The following is an 18,751-nucleotide window of genomic DNA, read 5'->3' as shown; positions in this document are numbered from 1 at the left end:
ATAATTATGGAAAGGAGGCAGTTGCTAAGTTAATATACTTAAGTGACTATTATAAATGCTAAAGATAACAAGTAACTGTACAAAAAATATTGAATTAATTCACTCTCATCTTGTAGTAGATAAAAGTTTTGATATAGTTGAACGAAAAATGATTATTGGAGGAAGACACACTGTCTTATACTATCTTAACGGTTTTATAAAAGATGACATAATGGAAGAGATTTTAAAGTCCTTTATTAATATTTCAATTGAAACAATGGATTCCTTTAAGACTGTTGATGAATTTATGCTTCATGAAATTCCTCATGTATCTGTTGAAAAAGAAAATAACTTAGAAAAAATTATTGATGCTCTATTAAGCGGACAGACAATATTATATCTTGATAAATTTGAATATTTTCTACTTCTAGATCTTCGTACATATCCGGGAGCAGATTCTTCAGAACCTGAAAAAGAAAAAACTCTTCGAGGAAGTCGTGATGCTTTTATTGAAAAACTTATTTTCAATATTGGTTTCATAAGAAGACGCCTTAGAGACCCTAGACTTGTATTTGAAATTCATCAAGTCGGAAAAATGTCAAAGACAGATGTATGTATTTCATATATTGATGGAGTTGCAGATAACAAAATATTAAAAAAAATTGTTGACAGTATATCAAATATAGATTTGAATGCCCTTACTGTTGGTGATCAAACACTGATTGATGGATTAGTAAAAAAAAATTTATGGACTCCATTTCCTAAAGTACGATATACTGAAAGACCTGATGTTACTGCTGCACATTTAGTTGAAGGAAAATTTGCTATTTTTGTAGACAATTCACCCAATGTAATAATTCTTCCTACTACTGTATTTGATTTCACTCAAGATATAAACGATTACTTTTTCCCATTATTTACAGGAAATTATCTAAGACTTATAAGAAATTTGACAATCTTATCAACAATATTTCTAATTCCAATTTTTCTTTTGTACATAAATGGTTCTATAAGTCTTCCTGCTTTTTTTGATTTCCTCCGTCCAGAAGCATCATATAGAATCCCTATGTTCTGGCAATTTTTCATATTAGAATTTGCTATAGATGCATTAAAACTGGCTTCACTTAACACACCAAACCCATTAGGGACATCGCTCTCAGTTATTGGTGGATTAATAATTGGTGAATATACTATAAATACAGGATGGTTTACTGATCAATCAATATTATATATGTCTATTGTAGCTTTGGCTGGTTTTTCTCAGCCAAGTGTTGAAATGACTTACGCCTGCAAATTTGCAAGATTTTTCTTATTAATATTTTCTGAAATTTTTGGCTTATACGGATTGATTGGTGGTACAATATTAATTCTTTTAATAATGGCAAAAACAGAAACCATTGTTGGTGAGCCATATTTTTATCCTCTTATTCCATTTAATTGGAAAAAACTCAAAACACTTTTATTCAGGACTAAAACTACAAAAGATGTTCAGAAATCATAAAATAAGATCTGATGCATTTCATTTATATTTTAATGCATCAGATTCTAATTTTTCCTGTTCTCTGTATCAATTTTAAAAGAATATTCCTCCAAAATAACTCCATGCCCTCCATCGTAGCACCCTATTTCCAATTCTTTTCCAATATCACATTTAAAAACAGCTATTTTATAGTCATCAGAAGCATATTCCTTCTTAATCTGTTTTATTTTATCGTCCCTCTCAGCATCATAGACAACGCCATCAGATTTTACATATAAATCATTTAAATCAGGAGTAATAACTTTTCCATTGTATTCATAATTGTATTTTATTATTAAATATCCATTACTTAATAAACAATCTTCAATTTTTATATAAAGATTATCACTTACCTCTAAATAGAACTGGTGAAATTCTTCCATATTAACTTTGCTACATGTCAAAATATCTTTTTCATTATCTTTTCCATAATAAATAGGAATTATGTTTAATTTATCCAAAGGTTTATTGCTTACATATTTTGAACTATACTCATATTGATTCAAATCTTTTGATTTACTTTCTCCAATAGATATAAGCTCTTCATCATCTTCATTTAAAACAAGAAACCCTATACTGCTGTCATTTTTACTTGTATATACTGATTCTAATTTTATAGTAAGAGGTGAAATCACTGCTTTCTTAATATACCCCTTCAAATTTTTTAGGTTCATACATATATTAATATTTTCTTCATATATATCCTTTAATATCTTTTCTGTATCAACATTAAATCTTATATCCCAATTCCCCTCACTTTCAAACATCTTCCTGATACCTATTGAAATATTAAGATTCTTAGGAAGTTCATTAAAATTCCAGCTTATTCTTTTTACTATTCTCATTTCATTATCATTTAAAAGTTCTAAATTATTTTTAGATATAAGATACATTTCTTTTCCATTTATCGTGAGTGAATTTATATGTACATCAGCATCTTTCAAGTTTTCAATTTTTTTATCAGAATTTTTAACAATAAAACTAAGCATCAGCACATTTTTATCTGCAACTGCACTTTCAAGGGTTACTATAGTATTTCTACATTCTTTTGATTTTCCTACAACTTCAAGATAATCCTCATATTTTTCAAGATTAGCATCATTATTTATTCCAAATATATCTTTAATATTTCCTTTCAAAGCCATTCCTAATATTAATATGATTATTAAAGTCAATATTAAAATTTTATATTCTTTTTTTCTTTTAACATATCCATTAAAAATTTCTTTTAGCTTCATGTATAAACCTCTCAGAGTCTAATATGATTTCAAACAAATAATTCTAATACAATTCTTAATTGTACCATATATATGTTAAAATTAATCAATATTTTTATATTAATTTTCCATTATTTTCACACACAAAAACAATTCCATTGACAAATGTTTTGATAAAATACTTTCCCCTTATTTCATTGATGTGGATTATTTTTTTATTTTCCCAAATATCAAAATAAGAGCTTACATTTTCAGCAGCTCTTATTTATACATTATTGAAATTTTAAATAACTATATTTATCAAAGTAATCTTGTTCCTTCTCTATCTTGAGTTATTAATTTCTTTTTCATCATACCTCCAAGAGTCATTTTAAAATAGTTTTTGCTCGTATTAAATTCTCTTTTTATATCTTCTGGAGATGTCTTGTCATTATATGGCATAAAACCGCCATTTTCTTTTAGCAATAAAAGTATTTTCTGCTCAAGTTCTTCTCTTGCATCAAATCTTTTCTTCCTTGTTGTTATTCCAATCATTCCATCTTCATATACTCTTTTTACTCTTGCTTTTATTTCCTGTCCTGGATATAAATAATCAAAATGTTCATTTGCAAGTATAAGTCCTTTATATTTTCCATCAATCGCTACATTTAAAGTTCCATTTTCGTTAGTATTGTATATGATAGCTGAGACCTCATCTGATACCTTATACATTCCTTCTTCAGCCATATCAAGATATAAATCAACCTTTGTTGTTCCTGCTAACCTATCAGTTTTATCTATATACATATATATAAGATATTTTTCTCCAGTCTTAAGTTTAAAAGCCTGTTCTTTCAATGGTATAAATAAATCTCTTTCTAGTCCAATATCAGCAAAAGCACCTATATTACTTTGCGATACTATTTTCAAATATGCAACCTCTCCAGTTGTAAGATATGGTTTTTTCAGTGTAGAAATCATTCTATCTTTTGAATCTCTATATACAAATACTTCTATTTTATCTCCCTCATTTATAACAGTACCCTTACATGCGCTATTAGGAAGAAGCACTTCATCACCAAATTTATCTTTAAGATAATAACCGAAATCGACTTTTTTGCTTACTGTTAAATTACAATATTGTCCTAATACTATCATTTTATTCCTCCATACATCATTTTAAAAACTGATATTTTCTTCTTTATTCAATTTCTCTGCTAAGCTTAATATAATTCAAACTTGCCTGCCTATTTTTTTCAATTTCCTCTTCTGTAAGTTTTCTGACAGCCTTTGCTGGATTTCCAAGAATTAAAACCCCATCATCAAATTCCTTGTTCTGAGTTATAAGTGCTCCAGCAGCCACTATAGAATTATTTCCTATTTTTGCTCCATTTAATATTATAGCACCCATTCCTATTAATGTATTATCCCCAATAGAGCATCCATGAATTGTTGCATTATGTCCAACAGTACAATTGTTTCCAATTGTAACTTTATGATTTTTATCAACATGAACTACTGTATTTTCCTGAATATTTGTATTTTCACCAATAATTATCTCAGCCATATCTCCTCTAAGAACAGCTCCAAACCATACATTTGAATTTTCTTTTAATACAACATCACCCATAATTACAGATGTTTCTGAAACATATGCCTTTTCACTTATTATTGGTTTTTTTCCCATATATTTTTTAATCATTTGTATCACCTCTAAAAGTATACATTCTGTTAAAGTTATTTTATCATTAGATTTCGTTATTGTCATTATTTTAGATGTGTCATTAATAATATATATTATAAAATAATTTTAAGGAGCTTTTTATGGGACGAAAAAAGATTTCAACATCAGAAACTCTTGATACAAAAAATCTAAAATTCTATTTTGGAATACCGCATGCCCACTCTGCATTTTCAACTGGCATGGGAACTCCTATAGAAGCTTTTGATTACGCTAGACACAATGGACTTGATTTTCTCATACTTACAGATCATAACAATCATCTAACAAAATCTGTAAGAGTAAGAGGTAACGAATTTACTAAATGGGAAGCTTCAAAATATCTTTCATCAAAATATAATAAAAAACATGAAAATTTTCTATCTCTTATTGGTTTTGAAAGCAAAACAAAAATTTTAGGAGATATCAACATTTCAAATCCTAATATATTTTTTACTGGCACTGTAAACAATATTCAACTTTTAATCTTATGGATGTTCAATAATCCAGATGCATTTATATCAATAAATCATCCGCACAATTCAATAGAAAATCTTGAATATAATCCAATCCTTAATAAATTAATTACATCCATAGAAGTTGGTAATGGTTCAGCACCTAATAAATATCAGCGTTATGAAAAACAATATTATAAACTTCTTGATAAAGGCTGGAAGCTTGGAGCAATAAATGGACAAGATAATCATAGATTAAATTTTGGAGATTCTGAAAACTTAACCTGCATAATTGCAAATGAATTAAATATGAGTTCACTAATTCAAGCTTTTAGAAAAAGACATACATATTCTACTGAATCAAGAAGTCTATATATGTACTTCACTTTAAATGATTCTTTTATGGGAAGTTGTATAAGCAATAGTGTTAATGAGCTTAATTTTATGATTTTTGCAAAAGATCCAAATTACAAAATTTCAGAAATACAGATAATATCAACAAATGGTATAATAATAAAAAAAATAAATAACCTAAACCTAAATAGAGTTAAATATATGTACAAACATGAACCTAATATTAATGAACTTTGGTATGTAATAAAAATAATACTTGAAAATTCAAAAATAGCAATAAGTTCTCCTATTTTCAGACAATAAAAAGTCGGCATAAAATGCCGGCTTTTTATTATTTATCTTTATTTATCTTTTTTACTCTGTTTGGTTTTGCTTTAGGTTTTATTACTATAGGCTTTTCTTTTTTCTTGGGACCACCTGTCTGCTGTATCTCCATAAACCATAATAAAAACAATACTGTAGCTATTGTCATTGCTCCATTTAAATAGCCATTAATATTCTTTATAAATAACTGACAGCAGAATATGATTACAGCTACTCCTAAAGGTATCCATTTGTTTATTCTTACTTTAGTGAATATATATAGTCTGCAAGCTGCATAAAGAGCTAAAATAACTATCAGCATTACAACATAGAATAATATTTTAGAAATGATATTCATTTATGAATTCCTCCTTATAAAGTCTATATTAATAATATTAAGTTAAATTCTCAATATTATCAAGAGGTATACAATAGCTTTTTGCTTTTATTATAAATCTGGTTGAAATAATATTTTTTAATAAAATATTAAAATTTTAAAACTTTTTTTACATTTTTTTATTTTTTTCTTTAAATTTTATTTATTTTTTGATAGAATAAAAAAAAATAGACTAGTTAATAAGAGGTGATATAATGGCTTTTATCCCAAATGGTCATTTAGATGAATTAGATTTACAGATTTTAGAACTTTTAATAAAAGACTGCAGAACCCCATATTTAGAAATAGCAAGAATATGTCATGTCAGTGGCGGTACAATACATGTTAGAATGAAAAAAATGGAAGACATGGGCATTATCAAAGGTTCAAGAATTGTTTTAAATCTTCCTAAACTTGGCTATGACGTATGCTGTTTTGTAGGAATATATGTAGATAAAACATCATCATTTAACTCAGTATTTGATCAGATGTCTACTATAAAAGAAGTTGTTGAACTTCATTTAACTACAGGTGATTATTCAATGTTTGCAAAAATAGTCTGCAAAAATATATCTGACCTTCAGGATGTTTTGTTAAATAAAATCAACAATATAGATGGTATTTCAAGAACTGATACTTTCGTTTCTCTATCTCAACCTATAGATCGAAATATAACATTATAAAAAAAATATATATTCCAATTAACAATGTTAAAACCTTAGCAGAGATTTCTTTAATTGTTAAACAGTTCTATTATTGGAACGTATATATCTAAAAATAATTTTATAAATAAGTCTGTAAATTCTTAATATTTTTAATATAACAATGTAATTCTCCTTTTTATTTTATGCATAAATTTAAACTAATAGCAGATAATAATTTTGTATAAATCAATAATTTATAATAGGAGTGTGTTAAAATGAAATATCTTGATATTACTGCACTTATTTTAATTATTATTGGAGCTATAAATTGGGGATTAATTGGATTTTTTCAATATAATCTAGTAGATTCACTTTTCGGTACAGCTTCCATTATAAGCAGAATAATTTATGGACTTGTAGGATTGGCTGGAATATATGCAATTTCATTCTTTATGAAAAAGCAATAATATATTTTTATACATGGATATAATTTGAAAACACATACTTTTTTACAACAAATAATATCCTTTAATATAAATAATAAATACCTAAAATAAATTCTGTGCAAAATATGTACAGAATTTATTTTTAAAAAAATTTCAATAACCTTTAAGAAAATATTAATTTTTTAAAAGTTTATTCTGGTATATAATATAATAAATTCAATCAAATGCTATTTATAAGGAGGCTTAAATTACTTTGATTAATTTATTAAATAACAATATTTATAATATAGTGTACTTATTTACATTTTATTCTTTTGGCGGATGGTGTCTTGAAGTCGCTTATTATTTTAAAAATGAAAAAAAATTTGTTAATAGAGGATTTTTAAAAGGACCATTTTGCCCTATTTATGGTTTCTGCATCGTTACACTTATTCTTTTATTAGAACCATATAAAAATAATTTTTTACTCTTATTTCTAAGTGCATTTTTTATAACATCATTTTTAGAATATGTTACTGGATTTTTACTTGAAAAAATCTTTAAAACAAAGTGGTGGGACTACACAGATGATCCTTTTAACATACACGGACGTGTTTGTCTTCCTTATTCATTATTATGGGCTAGTGGTGAAGTTTTAATAATAAAAATAATTAATCCAGTTATTATAAATGTAATATGCAATATTCCAGAGTTCTTTACTATTCTAGGTTTTTATTTTATTTTGTTTTACTTCTTTACAGATTTTATTTTAACTGTACTTTCACTTTTAGATTCAAGTAAATTTTCATTACCATTTGCATTTGCTTCAATTAATTTTTCTTTTGATAAAGCAAATCCAATTTTAAGCCTCTACAAAGAATCTACTTATAGATTTAAAAATATTGAAATCAAATTCCATAGATTTAGATTAAATAATAGAAAATTCATCCGTAATTTTAATAATAAATCATTTGAACACTTTAATTTATTTATCCAAAATATAAAAAATAAAATAAAAAAATACTAAGAGGGCATTTCCCCCTTAGTATTTTTTATTTATTTAGTATTCTTTTTAATTTCATCAAATAATTCTATTGCTGCATTCTTTGGCCCATCTTTTTCTTGACCTTCCACGCCTAAACATGTCTTTATCTGTCCTACTTTAACTTTATTTCCATCAAACATAGCTTCAAAATACTTGTCTATAAGTATATTTGTAGCTTCTTGTTTTTGTGCTGGTCCAAACGGATTTGCAAAATAAGATTCAACAAGACCTTTTTCAGTTGTTGTTCCTTTCGCCATTCTTGCTCCTGCTTTAAATACTTTTTTAGCTTCTTCTGGACTATTAAAATAATTAAGGTATTTTCCTTCCTCTCCAGGTCCTTCATAGTTATTTGCATAAAAGAAGAAATCTACTTTATGTCCTTTAGTTATTTCTTTGTAAGATGCAACAGGTATAACAAGTCTTGCATTTACCTTATCAGGATTCATAAATATGCTTCTATCCATTTCTTTAAAAGCATATCCTTGATCTAAATCATCTAGTCTTACAAAAGCACCTATTTCGGTACCATATCCAATAATGTCTCCATCTTCTAATTTAAATGTTCCCATATCATCAAATATTATTGTCATGTCTGAAATATAATCTTCACTTAAGCTTCTAAATGCTTCAAGACTTTCAGACTTACCTGCTCCACTGTCTCCCATTATTACCACATTTGCTTCATCGCCACTCTTAAGTAATATATTTACCATTGATCCATGTATTGGAAGGCATCCTCTCTTTATCATAAGAAGATTATAGAGAGTCAAAGTCATCTTTTTCATATATCCAAAGTAATCAATCTTTTCAGAATGATTAATATAACCAAGCATTATATCATTTTTGTCATCTTCATAGAATACAGTCTTAAGTTCTTCACCATCATCATCTTTCGCTCCAAATACAAAAATCATTTCTGGTTTTCTTCCCCTTGTTTCTTCACTTCTTGCCATTTCAAATAGATTACATAAAGTTATTCCATGTTCCATAAAATCTCTATGAAAATATATGAATATAATCATTCCTCCAATTTTTGCTGGATAGCAAAACCAGTGTTCTTTGTTTATATCAGCGTATTTTAAAGGATTATAGTCTATTTCAGAAAACATTCCATCTCTTGTATTTCTTTTTGGATAAGTTATAAATGGTGTCTCAAGAAGTATATGATCAATAAAAGGTATTTCTTCTAATGCCTCATATCCTTCTGGTGTAGCCCACTCCAACTCTTGAATCATTATACCTGCATTTCCACCTGCTGGTATTTGCCTATATACTTTTGGCTGATATCCAACTACATGCATTTCAATTTTTCTATACAAATCTAAAATAAGAGCTGAAAAATTTGCATTAGCTTCAGTAAAGCTTACAGCTGCAAGTCCCTCTTGAACTTTATATCTATGGACTATTGTATATCGCTCAAGCTTTCTCCAGAACAAATATATATCTTCCACCACACTTATAAATTTATCTTTATCACTAAGTATGTTCTTATATAATTCACTAATACCAACTGCCTCATCAGCTTCCATTATTGTCAGATATCTTATTGTATAAGTCAAATTTTTTCTTATATCTATAATATTATCTGTTTCCATTGCCTTACTTAAATATCTATAAGATATTGAATTTTTCTTTTTGGCTCTATTAAGATAAATTTCTAAAATTCGTCTAAATCCATTGCTTTCTAATACTGATTCAAACGTATTACAATATTTGGCTGTAAAATTTATCATTACTTTATCATTGCTTATTGAAAATTCCTTCTTCATAGCTTCCCCCTTAAATGAATTTTTTTATTTTTAAATATTTCATTTTAAATCATTTTTCCACATATCTATATCATTATATCATATTTTTTGCAATTTACAATCTTAGTTATTTGCATTTTTAAAAATATCTTAAAATATTTTTATTATTAAAATCACAAATGTTTTCTAATAATTCTGTATTCATGCTCTCATATCTATATATCTAAAATCAAAATTTTTATGAATATTAAGAGTTTTTTCATATTGTTTGTTCGTATTTCTATTATGATGTATACAATTTTGATTTGTTGAAATAATTATAGATATTATATATAAATTTTAATTTTAGAAAGGACATATATGATTTTTGGAATCAAACAAAGAAAACTAAAATATTTTATCTTTCTTTTTATATTTCTATTTCTATTCTCAATAATTTCATTTTTGGAAAGAAAACCCCTAACTTCAAAATCAGCTGATAATATAATGTATGTACATTATATTAATGTTGGACAGGGTGATTCTATACTTATTCAAGTAAATAATAAAAATATGCTTATAGACAGTGGTCCTAAAACTCATAAAAAGAAATTAATTAAATTTTTAAATTCCTTAAACATTTCATCATTAGACTACGTTATAGCCACACATCCTCATGATGATCATATAGGTAATATGAGTACCATATTACATACATATAAAGTGAATTCATTTTATGCCCCAAAAGTATACTCAAATACAAAATTATTTGAACAAATGATTGATTCATTAAAAAGCAAAAATTTAAAAATTAATACAATAAAGCGAGGATGTAATAGTATTGATTTAGGTAAAGGTGTCTACATTGATGTTTTTTCTCCACTAAACGATACTTACGACAATGAAAACAACTATTCTCCTATAATGAAAATTTCTTTTGGAAAGACTTCTTTTCTATTTACTGGAGATGCCGAAAAAGAAATTGAAAGCAGCATAATAAGTTTAAATGACAATATCAATGCAGACGTTTTAAAGGCTGGTCATCATGGTTCATCAACTTCTACTTCTGATTCATTTCTAACCGCTGTTTCTCCTAAATATACAATTATAAGCGTAGGCAAAAACAATATGTATGGTCACCCTTCTAAGGATATTATTGAAAAATTAAATAAAAGAAATATATATACTTTAAGAACTGATAAAAAAAATAACATTACTTTTATCTCTGATGGAAATGAACTAAAAATAAAATATTCTTAAATTTTAGAACCATTTTTATTCATATTTTTCACACTTCTACTTTTTTAATAATATTTCTTACATTGATATATAAGAAATATTGACATCAAATATTCATTGAGCTATCATAGAAGTATTGTTAATGAACACATGAGCAGAATTAATATATAAATAAATATTTTATTCTTTATGTATATTCAATAATAAAACTACACAATAATTAAAGAAATCTTGCAAAGGTTTCATCTTTCATTGTCAATCGTCCATTGTACATTGTCAATTGCAATATATATATAAATAATTTTTACATAATGTATTAATTTTAAATGCTTCTGTTATAAATAATTATTTACTTTAATAAAATAAATTTATAGGAGTGAAAAAAATGGCAAATAAAATCAGAACAAGATTTGCACCTAGTCCAACTGGATATATGCACGTTGGTAATTTAAGAACTGCTCTTTATGCTTATCTTATTGCTAAACATGAAGGCGGAGACTTTATATTAAGAATTGAAGATACAGACCAGGAAAGATTAGTTGAAGGTGCTGTTGACATTATATATAACACACTAAAATTAACTGGTTTACAACATGATGAAGGTCCTGATATAGGTGGTCCTGTAGGTCCATATGTACAAAGTGAAAGAAAAGACATCTATCTTGAATATGCAAAAAAATTAGTAGAAAAAGGTGAAGCTTACTACTGTTTCTGTTCAAAAGACAGATTGGATATGTTAAAAGAAAATGCTGAAGCATTAAAGAGACCTTTTAAATATGATAAACATTGTGCACATCTTTCAAAGGAAGAAATTGAAGAAAACTTAGCAAAAGGAATCCCTTATGTTATAAGACAAAATAACCCTACAACTGGTACAACAACATTTACTGATGTAATCTATGGAAAAATCTCAGTAGATAACTCTGAACTTGAAGACATGATATTAATAAAATCTGACGGACTTCCAACTTACAATTTTGCAAATGTTGTAGATGACCATTTAATGGGTATAACTCATGTTGTAAGAGGAAATGAATATTTATCATCTTCTCCTAAATATAACAGATTATATGAAGCTTTCGGATGGGATGTACCCGTTTATGTACACTGTCCACCAATAATGAAAGACCAACACAATAAACTATCTAAAAGAAATGGTGATGCATCATTTGGAGATCTTTTAGATAAAGGTTATTTAAAAGAAGCTGTACTAAACTATATAGCTTTACTTGGATGGAATGATGGATCAAACGAAGAAATCTTCTCTCTTGATGAATTAATAGAAAAATTTGATTATAAAGATATAAGTAAATCACCTGCAATATTCGATAATGCAAAATTAAAATGGATGAACGGTGAATATATCAGAAAATTATCTTTAGAAGAATTCCATGAACTAGCTATGGAACAATACAAAAAAGTATTACACAAAGATTTTGATTTTAAATTTATATCTGAATTATTACATACAAGATGTGAATTATTAAATGATATTCCTGAACAAATAGATTTCTTAGAAGAATTACCAGAATATTCAACTGATCTTTATGTTCATAAAAAAATGAAAAGCACACTTGAAACTTCATTAGAAAATTTAGAAAAAGTATTACCTGTACTTGAATCTATTGATGAAGAACATTGGACAATGGATACTCTTCATGAAAAAGTATTTGAATTAATCAAATCATTGGAAATTAAAAATGGTCAGATGTTATGGCCTATAAGAACAGCACTTTCAGGTAAATCATTCACTCCTGGTGGAGCCTTTGAAATTGCTGTATTAATTGGAAGAGAAGAATCCTTAAAGAGAATGCATAAAGGTATTGAACTTTTAAAAGCATAATTTAAAAAGCACGGTTTTTGCCGTGCTTTTATTTTTCTACAGAAAATTATATTCATGAAAACTTTGTGGATAACTTTTTAAAACAGCAGAAATACATAGTCTGCAAAGTTGATTTTTTATATATAAAAAGGGACCCCTTAAATATTTAAGAGACCCCTTTTTAAAAGCAATGTACTGTATTACTTCTAGAAAGTCAGTGTTTGTTTATTATTTTTACATATCTTCATTTGTATGAGATGAAAACAAACCCTTTTCATCTTTGTCTATTTCTTCTATACAATCATCATCTATATCTTTTTCATTCAATTCTTTACTATCTTCTTCATATTCCTTATGATTTTTCATATATTTCTTCCAATTCACATATATATAATACAGGTTCACAACATCCTGTTCATTATATAGAAGAATTTTTTCTATTTTTTCTTCTGGCATTCTTTTAAAATAACTCTTATCTTTCATAACTTTATGAAAAGTTTTTGCAAGATTCGAACCACTTATTACTTCCCCTTCCCTTACTATATCAAATATCTTTTCAAGATTTTTCAAACCTATAGATCCAGTCATTTCCTTTTCATATTCTTTCTGAATATCTATTGAATCAAAATACTTGTCAAAATCATAATCTATAGAGTTCTTTTCAAAAAGATAATTTATAACTGTAAAGTCATTATTTCCCGAAAAAGTAACAATAGCCTTTTTACCTTTATTTTTCATTTTCATAAAATAATCTCTTGCAAGATATAATATATCTATTGCTTCATCTTTATCTTCTATCATATACTGAGTAACCAGTATTGACTTTATTCTTGGATTATATTCACATGCTCCAAAAACACCAATACATTTGGGCTTTTTATAAACATAGTGTTCCAAATCAAAAAATATCAGTTCTTCTGGCGCATATTCCATACCATCACATTTCATCATAACTTCATTACTATATTCATCTGCCTTCACTTTATTTTCACGAATAATCACAGTACCACTCTTTCCTATACAAATTGTATATCTTCAATGTCTAAATTGTATATTACATCTTTTCTTTCAACTACAACATTAACTTTTTCAATGAGATTTCTATCTTTTATTACTTTCTGCAGAAGTTCTTTGGTCGGATTCATGCAATATGGATATTTTACATTTTTAAACATGGTATAATCTCCTGCCGTATCCCCATAAGCATAACTTTGATTCAAATCTATATCATATTTCTCTACAAAATTACCAATAGCTTTTTCTTTACTTTTGCTATCCCACATAGGAACCACTTCTCCTGTATATTGATTTTTTTCATCAATTACATATTGAGCACCAATATAATCTGTAAATCCATATTTTTCTGCCATTTCTTTTACCAGTTCTGAAGGCGATCCAGATATTATTATAAGAGTATGCCCTTTTTCCTTATGCCACTTTATTCTATCCCTTGTAAAGGTATATACCCTGTCACCTTTCTGTTCAACAATTTTCTTAGCTATATATTCTATCCTGTATTTTTCTAGTCCCTTTATAGCTTCCATATAGATACCTATCATCTTTAAAAGGTAATCATCATAATCGCCCTGTCTTTTATCCCATTTCATATAATCTGGTCTTACATCATTGTACCATCTTTCTTGTCCGATTATCTCATATTTGACCATCTTCTTAAACACTTCTGTTATAAGTCCTTCTCGATATAATGTCCCATCCAAATCAAAAAATGCTCCTATATTTGACATTACCTCACATCCTCTTAAGTCTTTTGTCTTATAAACCATTATACTTTATTTTAGGGATATGGAAAAGTTATATGATTTTTTTCAATACTGCTAATATATTATATTTTAGAAGTGTTATCAATGATACCACTGATTATTTAAATTAGTCATCCAGTTTCTCCCTCTTCACCAAATCTTTATTTGATTCTTTAAACTTATCCACTATCTTATTATAATAAATTCTTGCTGTCGCCATTGTTGGAGAACCCAATATCATTCCTACAGGTCCTAGTATTCCTCCTCCTAATGTAACTCCAAATATTATTGCAAGAGGACTTACTCCTACTTTTTTACCTATAAGTTTTGGTTCAAGATACCAGGCATCAAATTGCTGAAGTGCAAATAACATAATCGCAACAATCACTGCTTGAATAAATGATGAAAACACCGTAACTACAGCTGATATAATTATTCCTACCAGCGGTCCAAAATAAGGTATCATATTAGTTATTCCTACAATCAGAGCCAATAATGGAGCATAAGGCACCTGCAATATAATAAGTCCTATTAATGCAATAGTTCCAATTATCATTGAATCTATTGCCTTTATTCCTACATAAACACCTATCATTTTGTTGTATGTTCTCAAAAAAGTAAGCAAATGTCTTCCATTATTTTCTTTCAAAATCATGAAAGCTATTGTTTTTGCCACTCTTACAATATTATCTTTTTCCAACAAAACATATATTGAAATTAGAAATCCCAAAACTACATTAACAAGATTTGACGTCATTGATATTAAATATACTGCAAGACTCTGAAGTATTGACATGGAAACATTCCCTATTTGATTTGTTATATTTTGAATATTTTCTAAAAGTCCAGATTGTGCTATAAGTTCATTTATTCTCTCATTAGAAAGCCCTATATTTATCCATCCTTGGACTTTTTCCATATAACTTGGTATTTCACTTGTTATATTTAATATGCTGTCAACAACGCTTGGAATTGTAAAAAACAATGCAACAAAAACTATACCTATTAAAACAATATAGGTAAGTGCAATAGCCATTCCCCTTTTTATTTTCAATTTCCTTTGACATAATTTCACTACTGGATTTAATATATATGCACATATAAGAGCATATATAAAAGGACTTAAAATAGACAATCCTTGATTGATTATTTTGAAGAAATACTTATAATTATCAATAATTTTATAGCCTATTATTCCTATCAATGCAAATATTAAAATATCTCTGTATTTTATATTTCTGTTCAAAAACATTTCAGCATCTCCTTTCCTTTCTAATATTTTATTTAAATTATATCATAATTCAATATTAAAAATATTAAATTATTGTCATAACAATTCAATAATGGCATCGTATCATTTTACATATTTTATCACTATAAAAAATTAAATGTACATAATTCATCTTTATATATGAATCATGTACATCATAAATATAATAGTCTATTTTTACATCTTTTCTACTACACTAATTCCTAATAATTCAAGACCATTCTTTATAACCTGTAATGAAGCTTTAACAAGATTCAATCTTGTTGCTTTTAAATCTTCATCTTCTAAATTTAATACTGAATGTGCATTATAGAATTTATTAAATCCTTTGGCAACTTCAATTACATATCTTGTTAAAATTGATGGTTCAAGTTTATCTAACGCTAAAGTTATCACATTATTGAAGTTTCCTAATGCCTTAACTAATTCAAATTCTTCCTTTGATGATAATTTGCTATAATCAACAGTTCCATTGCATTGACCAGCTCTTTTCAATATACTGTTTCCTCTTGCATAAGCATATTGTACATATGGACCTGTTTCTCCCTCAAATGAAAGAATTTCTTTCCAATCAAATACAATATCCTTCTCTCTTGAATTCTTAAGATATGTAAAGATAACTGCACCTACACCTATCTTCTTTGCCACTTCTTCTTTATCTTTAATTTCTTCCTTATCTTTAATTGCTTCCATAGTCTTTTCAACTGCTTCTCTTAATAAATCATCTAGAAGTACAATTGAGCCATCTCTTGTTGACAACTTTCTATCTGCAAATTTTACTAATCCGAATCCTACATGAACACAATCCTTAGCCCATTCATGACCAGCAAGTTCCAATACCTTAAACACTTGTTTAAAGTGAAGTGCCTGTGGAGTTCCAACAACATATACACATTTATAGAAATCATAAGTTTTCTTTCTATACATAGCTGCTGCTAAATCTCTTGTAGCATATATTGATGCACCATCTGCTTTTAATACTATACATGGTGGCATATTATAATCTTCAAGCATAACAACTTGTGCTCCATTACTTTCAACAAGAAGTCCTTTTTCTCTTAATTCATCAACAACAGCATCCATTTTATCATTATAGAATGCTTCACCATTTAATGAATCAAATTTAACACCAAGAATATCATATACTCTTTCAAATTCCTTTAAGCTTAATTCTCTAAATCTAGTCCAAAGAGCTGTAGCTTCTGGATCTCCATTTTCTAATGCCTTAAAGTTTGCTCTTGCTTCATCTTCTAAACTAGGATCTTTTTTAGCTTCTTCATGGAATTTAACATATATTCTTAATAGTTCATCTATTGGGGCCTTCTCTAAAGCTTCTTCATCAACCCATCTGTGATATGCACTTATTAACTTACCAAATTGAGTTCCCCAATCTCCTAAATGGTTTAATCCTATTGTATTATATCCTTCTTTTTTAAACATCTTATATAAAGAATTTCCTATAGCTGTAGTAAATAAATGTCCAACATGGAAAGGCTTAGCTATATTAGGTGAAGAATATTCTACACATACTGTTTTTCCTTCACCAACATTAGAAGCACCATAATTATCTCCTTCTTCTAATACTTTTGTTATTGTTTTTTCGGCAAAAGTTCCTTTATCAACAAAGAAATTAAGATATGGTCCTAGATTTTCAATTTTTTCAAATCCATCTATGTCCATAGCTTCCTTTAATTCTTGTGCTATCATATTAGGAGCCTTTTTCATAACTTTAGCTAATTGAAAACATGGAAATGCATAATCACCCATCTCTGGTTTTGGCGGAATCTCTATAAGCTTTTCTATAGGTTCTGCATCTAAATCTACATGTTTTTTTATTAATTCTGCAATTTTAATTTTGTAATCCATAATTACCTCCATTTTATATAAATTTAATCATTGAATTTCAATCATTATTTTAAAATTATACATACGTAATATATAAATTTAAACAATAATATTTTATATTTAAAAAAACCGCCTCTTTAACAAAAAGAGACGATTTATTCGCGGTACCACTCTAATTGCATATTATATATTATAATATGCCACTCTAATTTTAACGCAGCTTTAACTGCGACCATCCCTACTCATTTCAGGCGATTTCTCTGAGGTTCTGTTTCCTTGCAATTTATCCTATCAGGCTTACACTCTGTCCTGACTCGCTTTAGGCATCAATTAAAGTACTATCCTCTTCATAGAATATTTCATAATAAAATTAACCTTTATTAATTATACAAATTGAAAAAATTATTGTCAATAAATATTTATATTATTGAATATGCAAATTTCATTATAAAATTTATAAATATAGATGCTATAGGTGAAATTACTCTCCATCCAAAAAATAATGCAGCCATTATCAGCAATCCTTGATACCTGTAACACATATCTTCAAACTCTCTAAATCTTCCCGGTTTTATATCCCTTACAAGACTAAATCCATCAAAACTTGGTATAGGAAGAAGATTGAATATTCCAAGACTAGTATTTATATTTACTATATATAAAAGCATATAATAAAAAATATATCCTAGTTTTCCAGGAATAAATCCATATAAAAATCTAGTATATAACGCTAGTACTATAGCTCCTACTACTGCCACTATAAGATTAGCAGCTGGCCCTGCCAGACTCACCTTCAAATCATCTTTATAGTAATCTTTAAAAGCATATGAATTAGCTTGAACAGGTTTTGCAAATCCTATTCCTAAAAACAATATACATAAAAATCCAAAGGGATCTATATGCTTTAATGGATTTAAAGTAAGTCTTCCTTGAAATCTTGCTGTATTATCTCCTAATTTATCTGCTACTACTGCATGACCATATTCGTGAAATGTAAAAGCAACAAGAATTGCTGGGATCATCAATATTTTACTCAATAAAAAATTCATTATTTCCTCCTTGAATATAAAAA

17 protein-coding genes and 1 other annotated feature are annotated in these 18,751 nt (G+C 27.4%); of the genes, 7 read left to right on the top strand and 10 right to left on the bottom strand.

Translation table 11 applies throughout. The annotated features are described in order from the left end of the window. Positions 1 to 55: 55 nt before the first annotated feature. On the top strand, positions 56 to 1,480 hold the full coding sequence (locus Q0F58_RS01240) for a spore germination protein (RefSeq protein ID WP_294371416.1): 1,425 nt from the start codon (positions 56 to 58) through the stop codon (positions 1,478 to 1,480). A gap of 44 nt (positions 1,481 to 1,524) precedes the next feature. Here Q0F58_RS01240 and Q0F58_RS01235 read toward each other — a convergent pair whose 3' ends face one another. The 3 genes from Q0F58_RS01235 to Q0F58_RS01225 form a co-directional block, all read right to left on the bottom strand. Further along, a complete protein-coding gene (locus Q0F58_RS01235; RefSeq protein WP_294371414.1) occupies positions 1,525 to 2,736 on the bottom strand; it encodes a DUF4179 domain-containing protein in 1,212 nt (403 codons plus the stop codon). A 279-nt stretch (positions 2,737 to 3,015) separates the two neighbouring features. Continuing rightward, complete coding sequence (locus Q0F58_RS01230; RefSeq protein WP_294371413.1) at positions 3,016 to 3,852, bottom strand: S1 RNA-binding domain-containing protein; 837 nt, start codon at positions 3,850 to 3,852, stop codon at positions 3,016 to 3,018. A gap of 43 nt (positions 3,853 to 3,895) precedes the next feature. Further along, positions 3,896 to 4,396 carry a gamma carbonic anhydrase family protein gene (locus Q0F58_RS01225; protein ID WP_294371412.1) on the bottom strand — a complete coding sequence of 167 codons (501 nt, stop codon included), beginning with the start codon at positions 4,394 to 4,396 and terminating at the stop codon, positions 3,896 to 3,898. 122 nt (positions 4,397 to 4,518) lie between these two features. On the opposite strand from Q0F58_RS01225, the gene Q0F58_RS01220 reads away from it, so the two are divergent. Next, positions 4,519 to 5,526, top strand: coding sequence for a histidinol phosphatase (locus Q0F58_RS01220; protein WP_294371402.1), 1,008 nt, complete (start codon positions 4,519 to 4,521; stop codon positions 5,524 to 5,526). Between the two features lie 28 nt (positions 5,527 to 5,554). On the opposite strand, the gene Q0F58_RS01215 is transcribed toward Q0F58_RS01220, so the two are convergent. Next, positions 5,555 to 5,884, bottom strand: a complete 330-nt coding sequence (locus Q0F58_RS01215) for a hypothetical protein (protein ID WP_294371400.1) — start codon at positions 5,882 to 5,884, stop codon at positions 5,555 to 5,557. 233 nt (positions 5,885 to 6,117) lie between these two features. Here Q0F58_RS01215 and Q0F58_RS01210 point away from each other — a divergent pair, with 233 nt between their 5' ends. From Q0F58_RS01210 to Q0F58_RS01200, 3 genes are all read left to right on the top strand, one after another. Next, complete coding sequence (locus Q0F58_RS01210) at positions 6,118 to 6,585, top strand: Lrp/AsnC ligand binding domain-containing protein (RefSeq protein WP_294371398.1); 468 nt, start codon at positions 6,118 to 6,120, stop codon at positions 6,583 to 6,585. Between the two features lie 236 nt (positions 6,586 to 6,821). After that, entirely contained in the window at positions 6,822 to 7,013 is a 192-nt protein-coding gene (locus Q0F58_RS01205) for a DUF378 domain-containing protein (RefSeq protein WP_294371395.1), read from the top strand. Positions 7,014 to 7,245: 232 nt separating this feature from the next. Then, on the top strand, positions 7,246 to 7,998 hold the full coding sequence (locus tag Q0F58_RS01200) for a putative ABC transporter permease (RefSeq protein WP_294371392.1): 753 nt from the start codon (positions 7,246 to 7,248) through the stop codon (positions 7,996 to 7,998). A gap of 29 nt (positions 7,999 to 8,027) precedes the next feature. Here Q0F58_RS01200 and Q0F58_RS01195 read toward each other — a convergent pair whose 3' ends face one another. Beyond that, the gene (locus Q0F58_RS01195; RefSeq protein ID WP_294371390.1) at positions 8,028 to 9,785 is read right to left on the bottom strand and encodes a phosphoenolpyruvate carboxykinase; all 1,758 of its coding nucleotides are present in this window, start codon (positions 9,783 to 9,785) and stop codon (positions 8,028 to 8,030) included. Positions 9,786 to 10,124: 339 nt separating this feature from the next. On the opposite strand from Q0F58_RS01195, the gene Q0F58_RS01190 reads away from it, so the two are divergent. Then, a complete protein-coding gene (locus Q0F58_RS01190) occupies positions 10,125 to 11,003 on the top strand; it encodes a ComEC/Rec2 family competence protein (protein WP_294371387.1) in 879 nt (292 codons plus the stop codon). A gap of 364 nt (positions 11,004 to 11,367) precedes the next feature. Then, complete coding sequence (gltX, locus tag Q0F58_RS01185; protein WP_294371386.1) at positions 11,368 to 12,825, top strand: glutamate--tRNA ligase; 1,458 nt, start codon at positions 11,368 to 11,370, stop codon at positions 12,823 to 12,825. Positions 12,826 to 13,038: 213 nt separating this feature from the next. On the opposite strand, the gene Q0F58_RS01180 is transcribed toward gltX, so the two are convergent. The 5 genes from Q0F58_RS01180 to Q0F58_RS01160 form a co-directional block, all read right to left on the bottom strand. Further along, a complete protein-coding gene (locus Q0F58_RS01180; protein ID WP_294371385.1) occupies positions 13,039 to 13,806 on the bottom strand; it encodes a ribonuclease H-like domain-containing protein in 768 nt (255 codons plus the stop codon). A gap of 14 nt (positions 13,807 to 13,820) precedes the next feature. After that, positions 13,821 to 14,549 (bottom strand): HAD-IB family hydrolase, encoded by a 729-nt coding sequence (locus tag Q0F58_RS01175; RefSeq protein WP_294371384.1) that lies wholly within the window; start codon positions 14,547 to 14,549, stop codon positions 13,821 to 13,823. Positions 14,550 to 14,691: 142 nt separating this feature from the next. Then, positions 14,692 to 15,816 (bottom strand): AI-2E family transporter, encoded by a 1,125-nt coding sequence (locus tag Q0F58_RS01170; RefSeq protein WP_294371381.1) that lies wholly within the window; start codon positions 15,814 to 15,816, stop codon positions 14,692 to 14,694. A 195-nt stretch (positions 15,817 to 16,011) separates the two neighbouring features. Beyond that, positions 16,012 to 17,700 carry an arginine--tRNA ligase gene (argS, locus tag Q0F58_RS01165; protein WP_294371378.1) on the bottom strand — a complete coding sequence of 563 codons (1,689 nt, stop codon included), beginning with the start codon at positions 17,698 to 17,700 and terminating at the stop codon, positions 16,012 to 16,014. Positions 17,701 to 17,822: 122 nt separating this feature from the next. Continuing rightward, positions 17,823 to 18,039, bottom strand: a binding site (T-box leader). 59 nt (positions 18,040 to 18,098) lie between these two features. Further along, positions 18,099 to 18,728 carry a site-2 protease family protein gene (locus Q0F58_RS01160; RefSeq protein WP_294371376.1) on the bottom strand — a complete coding sequence of 210 codons (630 nt, stop codon included), beginning with the start codon at positions 18,726 to 18,728 and terminating at the stop codon, positions 18,099 to 18,101. Positions 18,729 to 18,751 lie beyond the last annotated feature (23 nt).

This window comes from uncultured Clostridium sp. (genome assembly GCF_934754915.1).
Classification (GTDB): Bacteria; Bacillota; Clostridia; order Clostridiales; family Clostridiaceae; genus Clostridium.
The sequence above is the reverse complement of the archived record's forward strand: the minus strand, read 5'-3'. Positions and strand labels throughout refer to the sequence as shown.

What these genes read in the sequence shown, in the direction of transcription:
- Q0F58_RS01240 (WP_294371416.1), top strand. Translation starts at nt 56, where the DNA reads ATGCTAAAGATAACAAGTAACTGTACAAAAAATATTGAATTAATTCAC.
- Q0F58_RS01235 (WP_294371414.1), bottom strand. Translation starts at nt 2,736, where the DNA reads ATGAAGCTAAAAGAAATTTTTAATGGATATGTTAAAAGAAAAAAAGAA.
- Q0F58_RS01230 (WP_294371413.1), bottom strand. Translation starts at nt 3,852, where the DNA reads ATGATAGTATTAGGACAATATTGTAATTTAACAGTAAGCAAAAAAGTC.
- Q0F58_RS01225 (WP_294371412.1), bottom strand. Translation starts at nt 4,396, where the DNA reads ATGATTAAAAAATATATGGGAAAAAAACCAATAATAAGTGAAAAGGCA.
- Q0F58_RS01220 (WP_294371402.1), top strand. Translation starts at nt 4,519, where the DNA reads ATGGGACGAAAAAAGATTTCAACATCAGAAACTCTTGATACAAAAAAT.
- Q0F58_RS01215 (WP_294371400.1), bottom strand. Translation starts at nt 5,884, where the DNA reads ATGAATATCATTTCTAAAATATTATTCTATGTTGTAATGCTGATAGTT.
- Q0F58_RS01210 (WP_294371398.1), top strand. Translation starts at nt 6,118, where the DNA reads ATGGCTTTTATCCCAAATGGTCATTTAGATGAATTAGATTTACAGATT.
- Q0F58_RS01205 (WP_294371395.1), top strand. Translation starts at nt 6,822, where the DNA reads ATGAAATATCTTGATATTACTGCACTTATTTTAATTATTATTGGAGCT.
- Q0F58_RS01195 (WP_294371390.1), bottom strand. Translation starts at nt 9,785, where the DNA reads ATGAAGAAGGAATTTTCAATAAGCAATGATAAAGTAATGATAAATTTT.
- Q0F58_RS01190 (WP_294371387.1), top strand. Translation starts at nt 10,125, where the DNA reads ATGATTTTTGGAATCAAACAAAGAAAACTAAAATATTTTATCTTTCTT.
- gltX (WP_294371386.1), top strand. Translation starts at nt 11,368, where the DNA reads ATGGCAAATAAAATCAGAACAAGATTTGCACCTAGTCCAACTGGATAT.
- Q0F58_RS01175 (WP_294371384.1), bottom strand. Translation starts at nt 14,549, where the DNA reads ATGTCAAATATAGGAGCATTTTTTGATTTGGATGGGACATTATATCGA.
- Q0F58_RS01170 (WP_294371381.1), bottom strand. Translation starts at nt 15,816, where the DNA reads ATGTTTTTGAACAGAAATATAAAATACAGAGATATTTTAATATTTGCA.
- argS (WP_294371378.1), bottom strand. Translation starts at nt 17,700, where the DNA reads ATGGATTACAAAATTAAAATTGCAGAATTAATAAAAAAACATGTAGAT.
- Q0F58_RS01160 (WP_294371376.1), bottom strand. Translation starts at nt 18,728, where the DNA reads ATGAATTTTTTATTGAGTAAAATATTGATGATCCCAGCAATTCTTGTT.